Source organism: Reyranella massiliensis 521 (assembly GCF_000312425.1).
In the GTDB taxonomy this organism is placed as follows: Bacteria; Pseudomonadota; Alphaproteobacteria; order Reyranellales; family Reyranellaceae; genus Reyranella; species Reyranella massiliensis.
Window position 1 is genome coordinate 4243891 of sequence record NZ_HE997181.1, and the last position, 18158, is coordinate 4262048.

Sequence of the window (18158 nt, forward strand, 5' to 3'; positions counted from 1 at the left end):
GCGGGCGCTATTTCCAGCGTTGTTCCTTTGGAGGAATGCCCCTTCAATTCTCGACAGAGGTGAAACCATGTCGATCAACATCGTCGCCGCCTCGCTTCGTGCCTGCAGCCTCGTCTGTGCACTCGGCGTTCTTGCTGCCTGCGAAACCGATCCCACACCGATCGTCGAGGACTCGCAGAGTCTCAGCCTGGCGCCCACTGGGCGTTCCGGCGGCAGCGGCGGCCTCAGCTCCGTGTCCGGCGACTATCGTCTGGGTCCCAACGACCGTACACGCATCACCGTCTTCGGCCAGCCGAACCTGACCGGCGAGTTCATGCTCGACGGCAACGGCGCGGTCGCCTTTCCGCTGATCGGCAACATCAATGCCAACGGGATGACCCCGCGCGAACTGCAGCAGGCAATCGCCGGCAAGCTCGACCCCGACTATCTGCGCAATCCCAGCGTCAGCGTCGAAGTGCTGACACGCCGCCCCTTCTATGTGCTGGGCGAGGTCCAGAAGCCGGGCAACTATCCCTACGTCACGGACATCACGGCGCTGAATGCGGTGGCGATGGCCGGCGGTTACACCTATCGCGCCAAGACCACGGAGTTCTACGTCAAGCGTCTCGACAAGGACGGCAGAATGGTTCGTGTCGTCGCCAAGCCTGAAACCATCATCCGTCCCGGCGACACGCTCGAAGTGCGCGAGCGGTATTTCTGATGGATCATCTCTCCGACACCCCCTCCCATCTGCCGCGCCGGCGCCCGGTCCTGCGCGCCGTGCCGGCGCCTGGGAGGTACTTGTCGGAGGCGCAGTCATTCCGCTTTCCGCCAACGCCCGAACCGGATGGCCTGGCCGAGACCCTGCGCAAGCTGTGGCGACATCGAGGCCTGATCCTCGCCTGCACGATCGTGCTGGGTGGCAGCGCCGTCTTCGCGGCCTGGTCGATGCCGTCCTACTATGTGTCCGAAGCACGCGTACTTGTCGGCCTGCCGGCCCCACGCGTCCTCAACGTCGAGGCCGTCCTGGCCGACGTCAGCCCCGACGCCGAGCGCGTACAGAATGAAGGTTTCATCCTTCAGTCGCGCTCTATCGCCCGCCAGGTCATCGACCAGCTCAAGCTTCGCGACAATCCCGAGTTCAATCCGGCCCTGCGCAAGCCATCGACGTGGGCGCGCTTGACCGACTTCAACAATCTCCTGCCGGAACCAATCAAGGCCTGGCTGGGCCGCACGGCACCGGCCAAAGAAGTAACGCCGCCCACCGCCGAGGAAATCGACAACCGCATGATCGACACGGTGCTGTCGCGTGTCGATGTCTCGACCTTGGGCCGCTCGCACGTGCTGAGCGTCAAGGCTGAAGCGCAAAGTCCCGTATTGGCGGCCGATCTCGCCAATGCGTTGGCGGAACGCTATCTCGACTATCAGCGCAACGCGAAGATCGCCTCGATGGACCGGGTCGACAAGTTCCTCATGGGTCGCATTGCCGAGCTGCGAGAGCAGGTGAAGAAATCCGACCAGGCTGTCGAGGACTACCGGCGCAGCAACGAGCTCTACAAGAGCACGGGAAGCAACGTCACCGCCCAGCAGCTCAATGAACTCAACAGCCAGCTCCTCGCGGCCCAGACCGCCAAGGCCGAGGCCGATTCGCGCCTCGCCGAGGCGCAGGAGATGCGCAAGGGCGGGCTGGGTGGCGAGAGCGTTCCCGATGTCCTGCGGTCGCCGTTGATTGCCGCGCTCAAGCAGCAACTCGCCGATTCCGAACGCCGGGCAGCCGAGATGTCGGCGTCGATGGGCGAGCGCCATCCCCAGATGGCCAGGGCGCGCGCCGAAGTCGGCAACATCAATGCCCGGGTGCAGGCCGAAGTCGCCAAGACCATCGACGGCCTGGCGCGCGAGGCGCGGACGACCACGGCGCGCTACGAAGCCCTGTCCAAGAACTTCGAGCGCCTGAAACAGCAGATGGGTGCCGTGAACGACAAGTCCATCCAGCTTGAAGCGCTGGAACGCGACGCCACGGTGAACCGTAACCTGCTCGAAGCGATGCTGGTGCGCGCCAAGCAGACGATAGGCGCGGAGAACATTCTCGAAGCGAACGCCAAGCTGGTTTCGGCCGCAGCACCGACCCAGGCGCCGAGCTACCCGCCCAAGAGCCTGATCGCTCTGCTGGGCATCGCTGGTGGCCTGATGGTGGGTGCAGCCATCGCCCTGATGCGGGAGAGCGGCGACCACACCTTCCGCCGCGCCGACCAGATCGAAGCGATGACCGGCCTGCCAGTTATCGCAATGGTGCCGCAGATCAGCGGCCGCACACCGCCCGCCATGCAGGTGCTGCGCCAGCCGACGTCGATCTACAGCGAGGCGTTGCGCCGCCTCCATATCGGCGTCGAACTGTCGGAGGCCGCCGAATCGCCGCGCACCATCATGTTCAGTTCGGCCACACCGTCGGAAGGCAAGTCGGTGATGGTGTCGTCACTCGGCCGGTTGCTGGCCAGCAACGGCAAGCGTGTGCTGCTGATCGATTGCGACTGGCGCAGCCCACGCCTTCATCAGATCTTCCACTGCGGTAATCGCGCCGGCCTTGCCAACCTGCTGACCGACAAGCCGGCAAATCTCGACGAGGTCATCCACCACGACGCCCTGTCCGGCCTCGACATCATGCCGGCCGGCCCGTGGAATCCGCGCCAAGCCCATCTGCTGAGCTCGGATCGCATGCGGCAGCTTCTCGATGCTTTGGCTTCGCACTACGAGTTCGTGCTGCTCGACACGCCGCCGACCCTGGTCGCCGCCGACGTGCTCGCCCTGTCGCGCCTCGTCGAGAAGGTCGTGTTCGTCGTGCGCTGGGGTCATACGCGGCAGGAAAACGCGGTCGAGGCGCTGAAGCAGATCATCGACGCGCAGGGCAGCGTCGCCGGCGTCGTGATGTCCCGGGTCGTCGCCAAGCAGTATCGGCAGTACGGCTACCTGGCCCCCTTCTACGAGTCCGCGCGGTCGGCCCGCGCGACCCTCACCTCATGACGCCCGCCTCCGACGTACTGTTCGTATCGCGCTATTTTTGGCCCGAGCTCATCGGATCGGCCCCGTTCAGCACCGACATCGCCGAATGGCTGACCCGACATGGCCGACGCACGACGGTGGTGAGCGGCTTGCCGCATTATCCGGAACCGGCAGTGTTTCCGGCCTATCGCGACGGAAAATGCCGGCGCGAGATCGTGGGCGGCAGCACCATCGAGCGGCTCTCTGTCGGTGCGCCGAAAGGCGGCGGCGCCCGTGCGCGCATCGCCAACGAGGCCGAGTTCCTGCTGCGAGGTCTCGCCGCCCTGACGACCGGCCGCATAGATCGCCACTCCATCGTGTTGGCGCTCTGCCCCTCAATCCTCTCCGTCGCTCTCGGTGTCGCCGCCAAGCGACGCAACGGCGTCTGCGTCGCGGTGGTGCACGATATCCAGTCGGGCCTCGCCGAGAAGCTGGGGATGACCGGAGGTGGCGGCCTCGCGCGCCTGATGCGGGCGTGCGAACGGCTCGTTCTCAATCGCACCGATCTCGTCGTGGTCCTCTCTACCGAGATGAAAGATCAGCTTCGCGGCATTGGTGTCACCGTGCCGATCGAAGTCGTACCGCTCTGGGTCGATACAGATCAGATCAAGGTCGTGGAACCCGTCTCGCGCAGCTCGCTGAAGGTTCTCTACAGCGGCAATCTCGGCCGCAAGCAGGGGTTGGGCCAGATCGTCGATCTGGCCGCCGAGCTCGCCGTCAGCCGGCCCGACATCGAGATCATTCTTCGCGGCAATGGCAGCCAGGGCCAGGAACTGGCCGCCGAGATTCGGCGCAGGCACCTTCCGAACGTGCGTCTTACCGAGCTGCAACCCAACGAAGCCCTGGGGCCTGCCCTGGCGGCGGGCGACATCCATCTCGTGCCGCAGAATCCAGAGGCGGCGGCATTCGCCGTGCCGTCCAAGGTCTTCAACATCATGGCCGTCGGCCGCCCCTTTGTCGCGACGGCGCTGCCCGGGAGCGTGCTTTGGGAATTGCAGCGCGAGAGCGGCGCTTTCCTTTGCGTGCCGCCCGACGAGCCACTGGGCTTCGCCGAGGCCGTGCTGCGTTTGGCAGACGACGCCTGGTTGCGCCGCGAGCTCGGCCGCCGTGGCCGTGAGTTCGTCGAATTAAACTACGCCAAGCCCCGCGTTCTGGGTGCCTTCATGAGCCGCCTCGATGCTCTCACCGCACATCGGTGAGGCTGCGCAGCGTCGCGTTCTGGTCTTCGAGCCGGACGCTGAAGGTCATTCGCAGGAATGGCTGCAGCATCTGATCGAATTTGCGGCCGCCGACCGCAGCCGTCCGGCAATCTCCGTGGCAGCGCCCGAGAGGTTGTGCCTGGCACTCGCGCGATCGCTGCCCGCTGACGTGATGGGCAGAGTGGAGCTGAGGTCGCTCTCGCTTAAGGAACTTCGTTGGTGCACCGACCGGCGGCTCACGCTTGCAGCCCTTGCCCGCTGGTGGACGATGCGGAAGCACCTACGTCTGAGCGGTGCGGATAGCGGCTTCTTTCTTTCGCTCGACCTGCTTGCACTGCCACTGGCATTCGGCCTCGGTGCCCAGGGCAAGACCTTGTCGGGCATCCTGTTTCGGCCCTCCGTGCACTATGGCAGCTTCGACGGACATCGTACGCACGGCCGCGAACGTTTGCGCGACGTACGCAAGGACCTGCTCTATCGATTGATGCTGCGCAATCCCGCGCTCGGGCGGGTATTGTCGCTCGATCCGTTCTTTCCCGCCCATGCCGGCAAGCATTACGCCAATGGCTGCAAGGTCGAGCATCTGCCGGATCCGGCGCATCCCGAAACCGGCACGGCCTCCGCGGGAAATGACAACGGCCCGAAAGCCAGCGGCCGCACCACCTTCCTGCTGTTCGGCTATCTGACTGAACGCAAGGGACCTCTGGTCGTTCTTGACGCTCTCGCCCGCCTCGCCCCTTCGACCGTGGCGAAGATCGGCGTCGTGCTGGCAGGTCGCGTCGATCCGGCGCTGCGCGGCCGCCTCGACGAACGATGCGCGCGCCTCGCCGCTCTTCACCCGCACCTTCAGCTCAGCATCGAGGATCGCCGCCTCGATCAAGCCGAGCTCGAAAACCTGGTCCGTCGCAGCGATGTCGTGCTGGCTCCCTATCAACGCTTTGTCGGTTCGAGCGGCGTGCTGCTCTGGGCGGCGCGCGCGGGCAAGCCTGTGCTGGCGCAGGCGTATGGCCTCGTCGGGCATCTGACACGCCAACATCGTCTGGGGCTCTCCGTCGATTCTTCCGATCCCGCTGCTGTCGCCGCGGCGATCACACAAATGGCACAGCTCGGGCCGTCGTCGTTCGTCGATCTCTCTGCGGCACGAGCCTTCGCCGCCTCGCAAACACCACAGCGTTTTGCCGCGGCAGTGCTTGCCGCCTGAGGATTGAAGCGGCCCCAGCTTGATCACAACACCGGCGCGAGCCGATGTAGAGAATCATCCCAATATCGTCGAGACCCGCCCCGCACGGAGCCTCTGATGAATTCTCGCGACAAGTCGCAATCGGCAGCAATTCCGATGGCGCAATCTCTTCCTCTTCCCGGCGATGCTGTCGCCGAGGTCGTCAACGCGCCTGCACCGCTGCTCGGCGCCGGTGGCCGCACGATCTCCGAAGCGATCGTGACGCGCCTCGTGGCGACGTTCGACGGTGCCTGCATTCTCGGAACCGGATTCGCCGCGATGCATTGGCGCAGCGCGGCCATCGATTGGCATCTCGAAGCGTTGGTCGTGCTGCTCGGCACCGTGCTCGGCCTCAACCTTCTGCATCTCGCGGGTGCGCATCGCTTCGCGCAATTCTCTCATCTCGACAGCGCCTTGGGGCGCATGCTCTTCGGTTGGCTGAGCACACTCGCCGTGCTGTTCCTGGCCGCTCTGCTCATCGAGCCCATCAGCGCAGCCGACGGCTCGTGGATCGCAGCGTGGTTCACCGGCAGCGTCATCCTGCTGGGCCTAGGCCGTGTTGCATTACGCCGGCTGATGCAGCGCTGGGCCGACGAAGGCCGGTTGGGCGAGCGCATTGCCATTGTCGGTGCGGGGCCGATCGCCCAGCATCTCTTGCGCAGCCTGAACGGCGTATCGGCAACGTCGAACCTGCGCATCGTCGGTGTTTACGACGATGAGGCCGAGACGCTGCCGCGTCGCTGCATGGGGCACGACATTCTCGGTCGTGTCGACGATCTGGTCAGCGACGTGCGTCGCTACGGCATCGACACGGTGATCGTCGCACTGCCCCTCGGCGCCGATCACCAGCTCGTCGAAACGCTGAACAAGCTTGCTCTCACGCCAGTCGATGTCCGGCTCTGCCCGGACGCCTTCGGCCTGCAGCTTGGCACCGTTTCCGTAAGCCATATCGGCGGCTACACGTTCCTCAACGCCATCGACCGCCCCCTGCGCGACTGGCGATGGATCGCCAAGAGCATCGAGGACCGGCTGGTCGCGGCCGGCATCGTCACCCTGATTTCGCCGCTTCTGCTGGCCATCGCCGTCCTGATCAAGCTCGACAGCCCGGGGCCGGTGTTCTTCCGCCAGAAGCGCTACGGCTTCAACAACCAGCTGATCGAGGTGTGGAAGTTCCGCACCATGTACCACGAGCAGAGCGACGCGAATGCCGAACAGCTTACGAGGCGCGGCGACCCTCGCATCACCCGCTTCGGTGCCTTCCTGCGCCGTACGAGCCTCGATGAGCTTCCGCAATTCCTGAACGTGCTACGCGGCGACATGTCGGTCGTCGGTCCGCGTCCGCACGCTACGGCCGCGAAGGCCGGCACCCTTCTCTATCAGGAGGCGGTGAAATACTACGACGCACGTCATCGCGTGAAACCGGGCATCACCGGCTGGGCCCAGGTCAATGGATGGCGGGGAGAGACCGACACCGTCGAACAAATACGAAAGCGTGTCGAGCATGACCTCTATTACATCGAGCATTGGTCGATCGGCTTCGACCTCAAAATCATCCTCCGCACCGCGTTCGGCGGCTTCACTGGCCGCAACGCCTTCTGAGGAGCGCCTGGGGCGGCCGCCGCGCTGCCTATGGCTGACGCTCGCGGACCCCGAACCGCGTCACAACGGCCAGTTCGTCTATTCCGGCGGACTGATCGACGCGATGCGCTCCGCCGGCAGCGAGGTCGAGGTTCTGGGGCTGCGTCGCGCCGAGTCGCACAAAGGCAACGGTTGGCGGGAGGATCATGTCGTCTGGTGGCTGGCGGACGACACGCCTCATTCGCATTGGGGAAGCCTCGCCTCGGCATTGCCGCATATTGCCTATCGCTGCCGTACCTCGGGCATGCGACGCACCCTCGACGAGCTTCTGCACTATGGGGAATGGGACGGCGTCGTCTTCGACGGAATCTCCGTCGGCTGGGCGCTGCCGCGAGTGCTCGACTACTATGCCGGCCGCCCCAACAGGCCGCGGCTGATCTATGTCTCTCACAACCACGAAGAAAGCGTGCGGGCCCAGATCGCCGAGAGCCAGCCACTGTTCCTGAAGCGGCAGGCCGTCCGCCTCGACGCCCTCAAAGTATCATGGCTGGAGCGTGACCTGGTCGATGCGGTCGATTTCGTAACCGCCATCACGCCGGAGGACCTCTCGCTCTATCGCCGCAGGCGCTGCGACAAGCCGATGGGCGTCGTGACACCGGGCTACTGCGGCCGGCGAATCGAGAAGCGGCGCCTCTCGGAGGACCTTCCGCGTCGCGCCGTCATCGTCGGCAGCTACGACTGGATCGCCAAGCGCATGAACCTGGCCGAATTCGTCGACATTGCCGATCCGATGTTCACCGAGGCGGAGGCTGAACTGCAGGCCGTCGGCAGCGCCGAAGAAACCTTCCTGAGCCAGCTTCGCCAGCGGGTAAACGCCACCGAGTTCACCGGCACGGTTCCCGAGATCGGCCCCTTTCTCGACCAGGCCCGCATCGCCATCGTGCCCGAGCGCAACGGCGGCGGCTTCAAACTCAAGGTTCTGGAGTACGTGTTCAACCGCGTGCCGGTGTTCGCGCTGACCGGCTCCTTCGCCGGTGTTCCGCTGCGTCACAACGACAGTGTCATGCTGTTTCCCGACCATGCGGCCCTCGCGCACGGCGTGCTCGAAGCGATCGACGACCTCGATCTGCTGAACCGGCTCCAGGAGCGCGCCTTCGCCGCCTGTCGCGATCAGTTCGACTGGTCGAGCCGAGGCCGCCAGATCCTGTCGGCAATCACCGAGCCATGACGGCGGCGGCGACATATTTCGACGCCTCCGACCGGCGCCTGACCGCCTTCGACCTGGCGCTGATCGCCCTCTTTCTGCTGGGGCTCTACCTCGGCGTCTCGCTTCAGATCACGTCGAAGATCCCGCTGACCTGCGCCCCGTCGGGCTTTGCCGGGCTGATCCTGCTATGGCGCCGTCGTGACGACATGCAGCCGCGCCATCTCGCCGGCCTTCTCGGCGTCATTGCGCTCTACCTCGTCTGGATCCTGATAGCGACCGACCTTGCCTTCCTCAGCAAGCGATTCACCGGGCTCGTGCAGCTCACCTACGGGCTGGTGATCGGATACGGCCTGTTCCTGACCTTGCTGCGCGCCGAACGGCGGCAGCTCGCCAACATCCTGCTAGGCTTCTGCTTGTTCATCATCGTCGGTTGCATTCTGGAGAGCCATACAGGCCTGCGCGCCATCAGCGACAAGGTACGCGAGAAGATCTACGACTCCGGTGTCGTCTACGACGCCGATCTCCGCGACCAGCTTCTCTACGGGCGCATCAGGCCGAAGCTCTTCACCTCCGAGCCGTCGGCCGTGACCTTCGCCTATACGCATTATTGTTCGATCTGGCTGGTGGTCAGCCCCTGGCGTTGGAAGCTTCTGATCTATCTCGGTTTGGTCGGCCTCGCGATGATCGTGCTGCCGGGGCCGACCCTGGTCCTGATGCTGTTGCTGATGATCCCCTATCTCGTCCTGCTCTCGGGCGCGAACAGCCGGCGCTCGACGACCCGGCTCATCGGCATGATCGCACTTTCCGTCGTGGTGCTGGGCATTACCGTGGTCGTCGGACAGACCCTGTTTGCAGCCCGGCTGGCCGAACTGTCGCGCGGCGAGGATGCAAGTTTCTTCTATCGCTTCACCGGCCCCATGCTGGTTGCGTTCGACATCTTCCGCCATTTCCCGATAGCCGGCGCAGGCCTTACCGGCGAGCCTTTCATCACCGACAACGTGATGAACGTCTACATGAACTCGCCTTCCTTCCAGTCCGCCTGGCGCATCAGTCGCATCGGCGACGTGCTGACCAACTACTTCTGGCTGCACTGGATCTATCTCGGTCTGGTGGGAGGCGTGGTCATGTTCGCGGCCCTGTCCGTCTGGCTGCGGATGCTGGGCGTGCCGAGCATTCTCTACTGCTGGGCTGTGTGGTTGATCCTGGGACAGGCATCGGGCTCCTATGTTGGCCCGAAGACCTGGGCCGTGCTGCTGATTGCCGCCGGCACCTCGATCCTCAGCGTTCGCACCGTTCGCGAGCGACACGACCCGGCCCACTGGCAATCCGTCGTTCCAACAAGATTTGCAACATGAACCCGATCGACGACATCAGTGCCGCGGACTGACGGGCATTGGCGCCGATCTCACTCGCGGCGACGGTGACCGCGGCACAGCGGCCCTAACAGCGCGTCGCGCGAAGGCCACAGCGTCAAGACAAATGTAGCGAGTATCGCCTCTGGGTCGATCGCAGGGGACCTAGGGCTCAAGAACGGCGCGCCGACGTCGGACGAAGATGGCAGCGCGGTGAACGCCCGAACGTATCTCGCGCCGCGTTTCCGGCCAGAGCAGCAAGACCAGCAAGATGACGGTCGAGGCGGCCGCACCGACGGCCGCGACGGATTCGACCGATAAGTTGCGCGGCACACAGGCTCTCACCAAGGCCACCGTCATTGCCGCAACAATGGCGGCCGACGCCGGCGGCGCGATCGCGCGCCAGACGTCGATGTTGCGGACTGGACCGTGCCGGGTGGCGAGCCAGAACGAGAGCGGCGTGCGCAGCGCCAGCCCCGTGACTGCCAAGGCGGCGGCGACGCCCACACCTCCCCAGGGCAGGCCGGCTCCAATTGCCAGCAGGCAAATTCCCGCGTCGATCAGCGTCGCCCGCAGCAGCTCCACCGTTCGGCCCTGCGTCAGGTAGAGCAGGCCCATCGTCAGCAGCACCGGCAGGAAGATCGCCGACACGCTGAACAGAGCGGCAAGCGGCACCGCGGCCGTCCATGACGGGCCGAACAGGATCTCCACCATCCAGTCGGCCGTCAATGCGACGACCGCAAAGACCGGCATGGTGAGCAGACCGAGCTTCTGCACGATCTGCCGGAACATGGCGCGGTAGCGCTCCGGCTGATCGACGAGCCGGCTCAGCGCCGGCATTCCGGCAGCATAGACCGGCGCGTTAATGGTGTTCACCGGCAGAAGCAGGAGTCGCGTCGTGCGCTCGTAAAGGCCCAGCGCCGCCGGTCCCCACAGCCAGCCGATCATGATCTGGTCGAAGCTGCGCGCCGTCGCCGAGGCGAGGCCGCTTGCGGTCACAGATATTCCAAAACGCAGCAGGCCACCCAGTTCGGGGGCCGCAGCCGGTCGGGACGGCCGCCAGCGGCAGACGACCCAGCTTCCGATCATGAGGATGCCTGGCGTGATCAGCCGCTGGGCGACCAGCGCCCAGTAGCCTTCGCCCGCCAGAGCAAGGCCGATGGCCGCGACATAACCTGCGTAGTCGGCCATGGTCTCCAGGCCGGCGATGGCCGCAAACCGCATTTGGCGACGCAGCAAGGCCCAGTGCTGGACCGTGAGGCCACTCATCGCAAAGCCGAGGGCCAGCCAACGGGCCACCGAGGTGAGTTCCGGTTGTCCATAGAATGCCGCCAGCAACGGCGCTGCCAGAACTAGAGCGAGCGCCAGCAAGGTTCCGGCCGCGGCATTGATCCAGAACAGCGCCGAGACCTGCGCCTGCGTGAGGTCGGTCTTCTGGATGGTGGCTGCGGAGAGACCGAGCTCCTTCAGAAGGTCGAGCACCAACCCGACCGCCGCCACCATCGCCAAAAGGCCGAAAGCCGACGGCGGCAAAAGGCGCGCCAGCACGACGAGCGTGGCGAGTTGCCCCAGCACGCGCACGCCCTGCGCGCCCATGAGCAAAGCGCCACCGCGCCGTGACCGTCGACTTAGGTCAGCATCGAGATGACCAGTCGCGAGCTCCGCCTCAGGCGACGGCGCGGCGTTTCTCGGAAGCGACATTGTCGACGTACCAGCGGTAGGTCTCCTCGAGACCCGCCTGCAGGGGCGTACGCGCCCGCCAGCCGAGCGAGGCGGCCAAAGAAGTATCGATCATCTTGCGCGGCGTGCCATCCGGCCGTGACGTATCGAAGCGGATTCCGCCCTTGTAGCCGACGACCTTGCAGATCAGTTCGACGAGATCGCGGATCGGCACATCCGAGCCCTGGCCGAGATTGACGATCCCCTCGTCGGAGAAGTGCTGCATCAGATAGACCATGCCGTCGGCGGCATCGTCGACGAACAGGAACTCGCGCCGGACGGCTCCCGTCCCCCAAACCTCCATGGTCGGCGCCTGGGTAAGCTTGGCCTGATGTGCCTTCACGATCAGAGCCGGCACGACGTGACTCTGCATCAGGTCGAAGTTGTCGCCCGGACCATAGAGATTGGTCGGCATGACCGAGATGAAGTCGCAGCCGTACTGCCGCCGGTAGGCCTGGCCGAGCTTGATGCCGGCGATCTTGGCGACGGCGTACCATTGGTTCGTCGGCTCCAGCGCGCCAGTGAGCAGAGCCGCTTCCGGGATCGGCTGCGGCGCCAGACGCGGGTAGATGCAGGACGAGCCCAGCAGCATCAGCTTCTCGACGCCGACGCGGCGTGAAGCCTCGACGACATTGGTCTGGATCATCAGATTGTCGTAGATGAACTCGGCCGGCCGCGTATCGTTGGCGTAGATTCCGCCGACCCGTGCCGCCGCCAGGAATACCGCCTGCGGCTTGGCCTCGCGCATCCAGCGCTCGACCTGATCGGGGTGCCGCAAATCCACGGACTCGCGCGGCGCCACGACGATCTCGCAGCCCTCGCTCTGCAGGCGGCGCACCAACGCGCCGCCCACCAGGCCGCGATGGCCTGCGACCCAGACTCGCTTATTGCGCAGCGTGTAGCGTGGGGTACTGGGCATAACGCTCTCCCATTCCTTTCAGGATGACACGGTCGGCCTCGACCATTTCGGCCACGAGTTGCGGGAAGCTGGTACGATGGCGCCAGCCGAGCTTGGTAAGGGCCTTCGCCGGATCGCCGAGGAGCAGATCGACTTCGGTCGGCCGGCGATAGGCCGGATCGAGCGCAACCAGCACGTTGCCGGTGCGCCGGCAGTAGCCCTGCTCCTCGTCGCCCGTCCCCTGCCACTCGATGGGCCGGCCGATCTGGCCGAACGCCAGCTCGACGAACTCACGTACCGTATGGGTCTCGCCGGTCGCCAGCACGTAGTCGTCGGCCTCCTCCTGCTGGAGGATGCGCCACATGCCCTCGACATAGTCGCGGGCGTGACCCCAGTCGCGCTTGGCGTCGAGGTTGCCGAGATAAAGGCGGTCCTGATAGCCGCGCTCGATGGCCGCGACGGCGCGCGTGATCTTGCGGGTCACGAAGGTTTCGCCGCGGATCGGCGATTCGTGATTGAACAGGATCCCGTTCGACGCGTGCATGCCATAGGCCTCGCGGTAGTTCACCGTGATCCAGTAGGCGTAGAGCTTTGCCACGGCATAGGGACTGCGCGGATAGAACGGCGTCAGCTCGCGCTGCGGCGTCTCACGCACCTTGCCGAACAGTTCGGACGTCGAGGCCTGGTAGAAGCGCACGTGATCCTGCATCTCCAGAATGCGAATCGCCTCGAGCATGCGCAGCGTTCCGAGGGCGTCGGTGTTGGCCGTGTATTCCGGCGTCTCGAAGCTCACCTGCACGTGGCTCTGTGCCGCCAGGTTGTAGACCTCGGTCGGCTTGATCTCGTTCAGCAACCGTAAAAGGTTGGTCGAATCAGTCATGTCCCCGTAATGCAGGAACAGACGAACGTCGCTATCGTGGCGGTCGCGGTAGAGATAGTCGATGCGTTCGGTGTTGAGCGACGAGGAGCGGCGCTTGATGCCGTGCACCACATAGCCCTGCCCCAATAGGAAGTCGGCGAGGTAGGCGCCGTCCTGCCCGGTGATTCCGGTGATGAGGGCGATTTTGTCCTTCGACATGCTGGCGACCTTCCGTTCAAGAGAAGACGATTTGTTCGGCGACGCGGTCCCAGGAATAGGAACCGATGACGTGGCGCTGGGCGGCGGAGGCCATGCTTTCCAACCGTCGGGGTTCGGAGAGCGCGCTCAATATGGCCTCGGCGAGGGCTGCGGGTTCGGCGCGATCGACCAGGAAGCCGTGACGGCCGCCGTCGACCAGTTCGGGCAGGCCGTTGCGATAGAGCCCCATCACCGGCGTGCGCGAGACCATGGCCTCCAGATAGACCTGCCCCCAGGGGTCGTTGAGCATCGGCTGCACGAGCAGCGTCGATTGACGATAGAGGTTCTGCAACTCCATCCACGGCAGATGCGCGCGCAGCTCGACTCCGGGCTGCCCGTCTAGGAACGCCCGGCTGCGCTCGTCGCCGACGATGGTGAGCTTGAGGTCCGGCCGATGGCGGCGCGCCTCGGCAAAAGCCTGCAGCAACAGCGTGCCGCCTTTGGCCTGGAAGAGATGCTTCGCAACGAACAGGAGCGCCGGACGAGAAAAGTCCTTCGGCCCGAACCAGGGTTCGATCGCCCCCATGCCCGACCCGACAGCCGTCACGCGATCGGCCGGCAGGCCGTAGTGGGCGATCAGATTGTCCCGGACATAGGCGCCGAATGTGAAGATATGGCTGAGACCGGCCAAGGCCTCGCGCTCCGTCGCCTCGAAAGCCTCAAGGGCCTTGCCGGTGAAGCGGCTCGCATGGACGTGATGGCGACGCGCCAGCGCCCAACTATGGTCGCAGTAGAGATAATGCCGCGTGCCACGAACGAGATCGCAGGCAGGCAGGTCGAGCGTGCCTGTGTGCAGGACGTGGCGCACGCCGAGCGCATCGGCCTGACGCGCCACTTCATGTGCCATGCGGCGGCGCGCCCGCAGACTGCGCAGCACCTGCTCGCTCGAGATCGGCCGCCCATAGCCACTCAGCATGTCGCGCAACGCGACACCCAACTTGGCCATCTTGCCGAGCTTCGGATGAATGGCTTCGACGGTGACGCCCAGACGCTCCATTGCATTCGATACGTTCGCCGGCGCACCGGACCACGAACGCAGATCGCGCGGATTGCCGAAGACACAACTGACCGCCACGCGCTCGAAGCGCGGTGAACGATCGGCGAGATGCGTGTCGCAAGCATGAGTGACGGCGGTGTTCATGTACGTGTATCGAAACACCGCGCACGCCGTTGCGGCTAGTGATTAACCTGTGACTGTCCGGATGCGCTGCGCCCAACGACACAGATTGGTCACGCTCCAAACCCCGGCACTTCCCGGATACTCCACGCCGGAGGCGCAAGCATGCACGGATCGGTCGACATAGAGGATGAGAACGTCACCGTCGATCGCACGAGCGACAGCGTGAATCGCGTGCGCGCCATGAACGCCGACGGACGCGAGCTGCTATTCTTCTGCCCGGACGTAACGGATGCGAGCACCCTGAAGCGCGTGCAGCAATTCGCCGACCACGGCTATCGCGTTACCGTGTTCGGCTTTCGCCGCCATCGCTACAACAGCTCGTATCAGCCGACATGGCCACATGTGCCGCTCGGCCTCACCAGCGACGGCCGCTACGGGCAGCGTCTCGGCGCCTTGTTGCGCGCCATCCCCACCATCATCGCACATCGCCAGCAACTGAAGCGCGCGTCCGTCTACTATGCCCGCAACATCGACCAGCTGGTGCTGGCCATGCTCGCGCGTCTCATCTCCTTCTCTCGTGCGCCACTTACCTACGAAGTGCTCGACATCCCGCCGATCCTCATCCACGACGGATGGGCATCGCGGTTGATCCGCGCCGTCGAACGGCTGTGTCTGCGCAACACCCGGCTTCTGGTCTTGTCTTCACCGGGATTTCATCGCGCCTTCTACGACGCCATCCAGCGCTATCACGGCGAGTGGTTCCTGCTGGAGAACAAGCTGCACCCCTCGATCTCACGTCGAACCAACGCACCGTCGCACAACGACCGCGGCCAGCGCCCCTGGATCGTCGGCTACTTCGGCCTGATACGCGGCGAAGAAACTTTCGACCTCATGACGCGTCTCGCCGAGCGACTGCGGGGACGCGTCATCTTCAAATTCCGCGGCGTGCTGACGACAGTCGATCAGTCGCGTTTCGACGAAGCTCTCCGGCGTCACCCCAACATCGTCTATGGCGGGCCCTATCTGCCCCACCAGGATCTCGAGGACATGTACGACGAGGTCGACTTTGCCTGGGCACTCGACCTGGAGCACACCGACCACAATTCACGGTGGCTCATGCCTTGCCGCTTCTACGAGGCCGGCTACTTTGGCGTGCCCTGCCTCGCCGTACGGGGCTTCGAGGTCGGCTCGGTCCTCGAACAGCATGAGATCGGATGGACCTTCGACATGCCGCTGGAGGATTCGCTGGTGCGCTTCTTCGAGACGCTGACACCGGACGAGTACGACCGGGTCCGCGGCCGTCTCGGCGCATCGCCAAGCAGCATGTTCGTCGCCGGCGAAGATGTCCGGCAACTCTGCGGCAGGCTGGACTAGAAGCCCCCCTTTAGGAGGCGACGGCACGCCGATTGATCATCACGCAATCGAATTCGACCAGACGCAGCGCCGTATCGCGGCTCACCGCATACATGCCGGTGATATCGAAACCCAACCCATCGAGATGACGCAGTGTGTCCATGTAACCCGGCATTCCCTTGTAGATGCCGAGGACCGATGCCTCCGTCTGCAACGCCCTTACCGATTGCAGACTGTCGCCTGCACCGCGTAGCACCTCGATATCGAAGCCCTGAGTATCGAGCTTGAGATAGGGGCGTTCGAAGCCCAGCCGCTCCTGCAGGACCGGCAGCACGACGTCGAGCGTGCGCACCGTCACGGCTTCCTTGGCGCAAGGCACATTGAGTTCGGAGAATTCCTGCACCTGGCGATTATCGGGTTCGAGGAAGGAGCTGAACTGGTCCGATACCATCACGTTGATGGCCATCTGCTCGTCGCGCGCGCCCAGCGCGTAGCCCTCGATGTGCCAGGCGGCGTCGTCGCGGGCCCGCGCCTGCAGCAATTCGACATGACGCGCCACCGGCTCGAACGAGACAATGGTGCCTTCGTAGAACACACGATCGCGCAGGAAGTCCCGGTACTGCCCCACGTTGGCGCCGACATCGAGCACGCAGTCGATGTTCAAGCGAGTGAGCAGCTCACGCAGATGCAGAGCAAAGTCACGCTCACGCATCTCTCGCAACGGCACGATGTCGTATCCGAATGACCGGCTGACCTTGAGCACCGAATCCTTGACGATCTTGAGCATGACGATCTCCGGGCGGGCGAACGGGAAGGTGAACATTCGCCAAGCCCCTGCCGAACGACAGTGATCAATCAGTGGCCCGACTGTCAGCCTAACTCCTTGCATTTCCTCCAGATTGTCCGTGACCAGTCTGTGATCGCGACATCCTCACATTGAGTGCGATGTCAGGCCGGTCCATTTAACCACAGCGTATCGTATTGAGACTGTGGTGCGCTGATGGTTGAATGTTGTGCCTTGGCGGAGCGATGGAGACGGTATGACCACAATACGTGGCGCCGGAGCCCTTTGGGGGGCTGCCGCTTTGATATCGATCGGAGTAACCTGCGCAGAAGCGCAACAGTCTGCACCCGGCAGCCCCGGCTTGCCGCAGCAGCGCCTAGAGCGGCAGGACGAGCGCACCGTCTCTGCCCGCGAGGGCGCGAATTACGACCCCAAGGGCGTGCGGGTTGGCAGCTTCCTGCTGTTTCCCGCCCTCGAGCTGAACGAAGCCTTCAATGACAACGTCTTCGCTCAATCGGCGGACAGTGGTCCTACGGCGAGCTTCCTGCAGGTGATCAAGCCGACCGTCGAGCTGCGCTCGACCTGGTCGAGCCACATGCTGAACGTCTATGCCCGTGGCAACATTGGCTTCTACACGAGCGCGCCGACGCAGAACTATCAGGACGTCGCAGTAGGGACCGACGGCCGTATCGACATCCAGCGTAACTGGAATGTCTATGGCGGCTTCTCGTTCAATCGGAAACATGAGGATCCCGGTCTCCCCAATACCGTGAGCGGCCCCTCGAATGTAACGATCTACAATCAGTTGATCGGCAGCGCCGGCTACTACCAGAAGGTCAATCGCTTCAGCGGCCGCGCCGAGATCACCGTCGACAATTACACCTACTTCGACAACGGCCTCGGCACTGCCCAGGGCGTCGTACCCAACGCCGACCGCAATCGTACCGAGCTGCGCGAATCCCTTCGTTTCGGTTACGAGTTTCTCGACGGCTACGAATTCTGGGTGCGTGGCAGCCTGAACCAGCGCATGTACGTGACGCCGGTCGACGCTACGGGCTTCGCCCGCAACTCCAGCGGCTGGGACCTGGTCGGCGGCATCACCCTCAACCTTGGCGGCCTTATTTCGGCCGAAGCCTTCGCCGGCTATCTGCAGCAGAACTACGTGAACCAGGGCACCGCGCCATTTCAGGGGCCGATGTTCGGCCTGCTGGCGCACTGGAATCCCGTGAAGGAACTCTGGATACGGCCCTATGTCCGGCGCACGGTGAACGAATCTGCTATCGTTGGCGAATCGGGTTATCTCAATACGTCGATGGGCTTCAATACGAGCTACGAGCTGCGACCCAATATCCAGCTCGGCGCCCTGGCGGACTACACCATTGCCGACTATCAGAGCTTCTCGTCGACCAACTCGCGTTATGACCAGTACATCACCTTAGGCGCCAGCGTCATGTACACGCCCGTGCGCCAGTTCTTCATCGGACCGAGCTATCAATACATCTACCGGACTTCGAACCAGTCCGGTCTGGGCTATTCCCAGAACCTCATCTTGCTTCGCCTCGGTGCGCGTCTGTAGCAGCAGCTCAGCTTTAACGAT

General features: G+C 64.3%; 14 protein-coding genes. 9 read left to right on the forward strand and 5 right to left on the reverse strand.

Going from position 1 to position 18158, the window contains the following annotated elements; genetic code table 11:
• Positions 1–67 precede the first annotated feature (67 nt).
• From BN60_RS20710 to BN60_RS20740, 7 genes are all read left to right on the forward strand, one after another.
• Positions 68–700, forward strand: coding sequence for a polysaccharide biosynthesis/export family protein (locus BN60_RS20710; RefSeq protein ID WP_020698057.1), 633 nt, complete (start codon positions 68–70; stop codon positions 698–700).
• Complete coding sequence (locus BN60_RS20715) at positions 700–2997, forward strand: GumC family protein (protein ID WP_020698058.1); 2298 nt, start codon at positions 700–702, stop codon at positions 2995–2997. The genes BN60_RS20710 and BN60_RS20715 overlap by 1 nt, the downstream gene beginning before the upstream one ends.
• Entirely contained in the window at positions 2994–4214 is a 1221-nt protein-coding gene (locus BN60_RS20720; protein ID WP_020698059.1) for a glycosyltransferase, read from the forward strand. Before BN60_RS20715 ends, BN60_RS20720 begins: the two co-directional genes overlap by 4 nt.
• Entirely contained in the window at positions 4192–5415 is a 1224-nt protein-coding gene (locus BN60_RS20725; RefSeq protein ID WP_020698060.1) for a glycosyltransferase, read from the forward strand. Before BN60_RS20720 ends, BN60_RS20725 begins: the two co-directional genes overlap by 23 nt.
• Positions 5416–5511: 96 nt before the next feature.
• Positions 5512–7032 carry an undecaprenyl-phosphate glucose phosphotransferase gene (locus BN60_RS20730; RefSeq protein ID WP_020698061.1) on the forward strand — a complete coding sequence of 507 codons (1521 nt, stop codon included), beginning with the start codon at positions 5512–5514 and terminating at the stop codon, positions 7030–7032.
• A gap of 103 nt (positions 7033–7135) precedes the next feature.
• Positions 7136–8239: a glycosyltransferase gene (locus BN60_RS20735; RefSeq protein ID WP_020698062.1), complete on the forward strand. Its 1104-nt coding sequence runs from the start codon at positions 7136–7138 to the stop codon at positions 8237–8239.
• Positions 8236–9573, forward strand: coding sequence for a hypothetical protein (locus BN60_RS20740; protein WP_020698063.1), 1338 nt, complete (start codon positions 8236–8238; stop codon positions 9571–9573). The genes BN60_RS20735 and BN60_RS20740 overlap by 4 nt, the downstream gene beginning before the upstream one ends.
• A 162-nt stretch (positions 9574–9735) precedes the next feature.
• Here BN60_RS20740 and BN60_RS20745 read toward each other — a convergent pair whose 3' ends face one another.
• From BN60_RS20745 to BN60_RS20760, 4 genes are read right to left on the reverse strand one after another with little or no spacing between them, the layout of a single operon-like run.
• Entirely contained in the window at positions 9736–11271 is a 1536-nt protein-coding gene (locus BN60_RS20745) for a lipopolysaccharide biosynthesis protein (protein ID WP_083856218.1), read from the reverse strand.
• Positions 11237–12208, reverse strand: a complete 972-nt coding sequence (locus BN60_RS20750; RefSeq protein ID WP_020698065.1) for a GDP-L-fucose synthase family protein — start codon at positions 12206–12208, stop codon at positions 11237–11239. The genes BN60_RS20745 and BN60_RS20750 overlap by 35 nt, the downstream gene beginning before the upstream one ends.
• Positions 12174–13265, reverse strand: a complete 1092-nt coding sequence (gene gmd / locus BN60_RS20755; RefSeq protein WP_020698066.1) for a GDP-mannose 4,6-dehydratase — start codon at positions 13263–13265, stop codon at positions 12174–12176. The genes BN60_RS20750 and gmd overlap by 35 nt, the downstream gene beginning before the upstream one ends.
• Positions 13266–13281: 16 nt before the next feature.
• On the reverse strand, positions 13282–14445 hold the full coding sequence (locus BN60_RS20760; RefSeq protein WP_020698067.1) for a glycosyltransferase family 4 protein: 1164 nt from the start codon (positions 14443–14445) through the stop codon (positions 13282–13284).
• Positions 14446–14586: 141 nt separating this feature from the next.
• On the opposite strand from BN60_RS20760, the gene BN60_RS20765 reads away from it, so the two are divergent.
• A complete protein-coding gene (locus BN60_RS20765) occupies positions 14587–15798 on the forward strand; it encodes a glycosyltransferase family protein (RefSeq protein WP_020698068.1) in 1212 nt (403 codons plus the stop codon).
• A 10-nt stretch (positions 15799–15808) separates the two neighbouring features.
• Here BN60_RS20765 and BN60_RS20770 read toward each other — a convergent pair whose 3' ends face one another.
• Positions 15809–16564 (reverse strand): FkbM family methyltransferase, encoded by a 756-nt coding sequence (locus BN60_RS20770; RefSeq protein ID WP_215905929.1) that lies wholly within the window; start codon positions 16562–16564, stop codon positions 15809–15811.
• Positions 16565–16922: 358 nt separating this feature from the next.
• On the opposite strand from BN60_RS20770, the gene BN60_RS20775 reads away from it, so the two are divergent.
• Positions 16923–18137, forward strand: coding sequence for an outer membrane beta-barrel protein (locus BN60_RS20775; RefSeq protein ID WP_020698070.1), 1215 nt, complete (start codon positions 16923–16925; stop codon positions 18135–18137).
• Positions 18138–18158: the final 21 nt, after the last annotated feature.

Coding starts and splice junctions, on each gene's coding strand:
- BN60_RS20760 (WP_020698067.1), bottom strand. CDS start 14,445: ATGAACACCGCCGTCACTCATGCTTGCGACACGCATCTCGCCGATCGT.
- BN60_RS20720 (WP_020698059.1), top strand. CDS start 2,994: ATGACGCCCGCCTCCGACGTACTGTTCGTATCGCGCTATTTTTGGCCC.
- BN60_RS20770 (WP_215905929.1), bottom strand. CDS start 16,564: ATGCTCAAGATCGTCAAGGATTCGGTGCTCAAGGTCAGCCGGTCATTC.
- BN60_RS20725 (WP_020698060.1), top strand. CDS start 4,192: ATGCTCTCACCGCACATCGGTGAGGCTGCGCAGCGTCGCGTTCTGGTC.
- BN60_RS20750 (WP_020698065.1), bottom strand. CDS start 12,208: ATGCCCAGTACCCCACGCTACACGCTGCGCAATAAGCGAGTCTGGGTC.
- BN60_RS20740 (WP_020698063.1), top strand. CDS start 8,236: ATGACGGCGGCGGCGACATATTTCGACGCCTCCGACCGGCGCCTGACC.
- BN60_RS20745 (WP_083856218.1), bottom strand. CDS start 11,271: ATGTCGCTTCCGAGAAACGCCGCGCCGTCGCCTGAGGCGGAGCTCGCG.
- gmd (WP_020698066.1), bottom strand. CDS start 13,265: ATGTCGAAGGACAAAATCGCCCTCATCACCGGAATCACCGGGCAGGAC.
- BN60_RS20730 (WP_020698061.1), top strand. CDS start 5,512: ATGAATTCTCGCGACAAGTCGCAATCGGCAGCAATTCCGATGGCGCAA.
- BN60_RS20735 (WP_020698062.1), top strand. CDS start 7,136: ATGCGCTCCGCCGGCAGCGAGGTCGAGGTTCTGGGGCTGCGTCGCGCC.
- BN60_RS20710 (WP_020698057.1), top strand. CDS start 68: ATGTCGATCAACATCGTCGCCGCCTCGCTTCGTGCCTGCAGCCTCGTC.
- BN60_RS20715 (WP_020698058.1), top strand. CDS start 700: ATGGATCATCTCTCCGACACCCCCTCCCATCTGCCGCGCCGGCGCCCG.
- BN60_RS20765 (WP_020698068.1), top strand. CDS start 14,587: ATGCACGGATCGGTCGACATAGAGGATGAGAACGTCACCGTCGATCGC.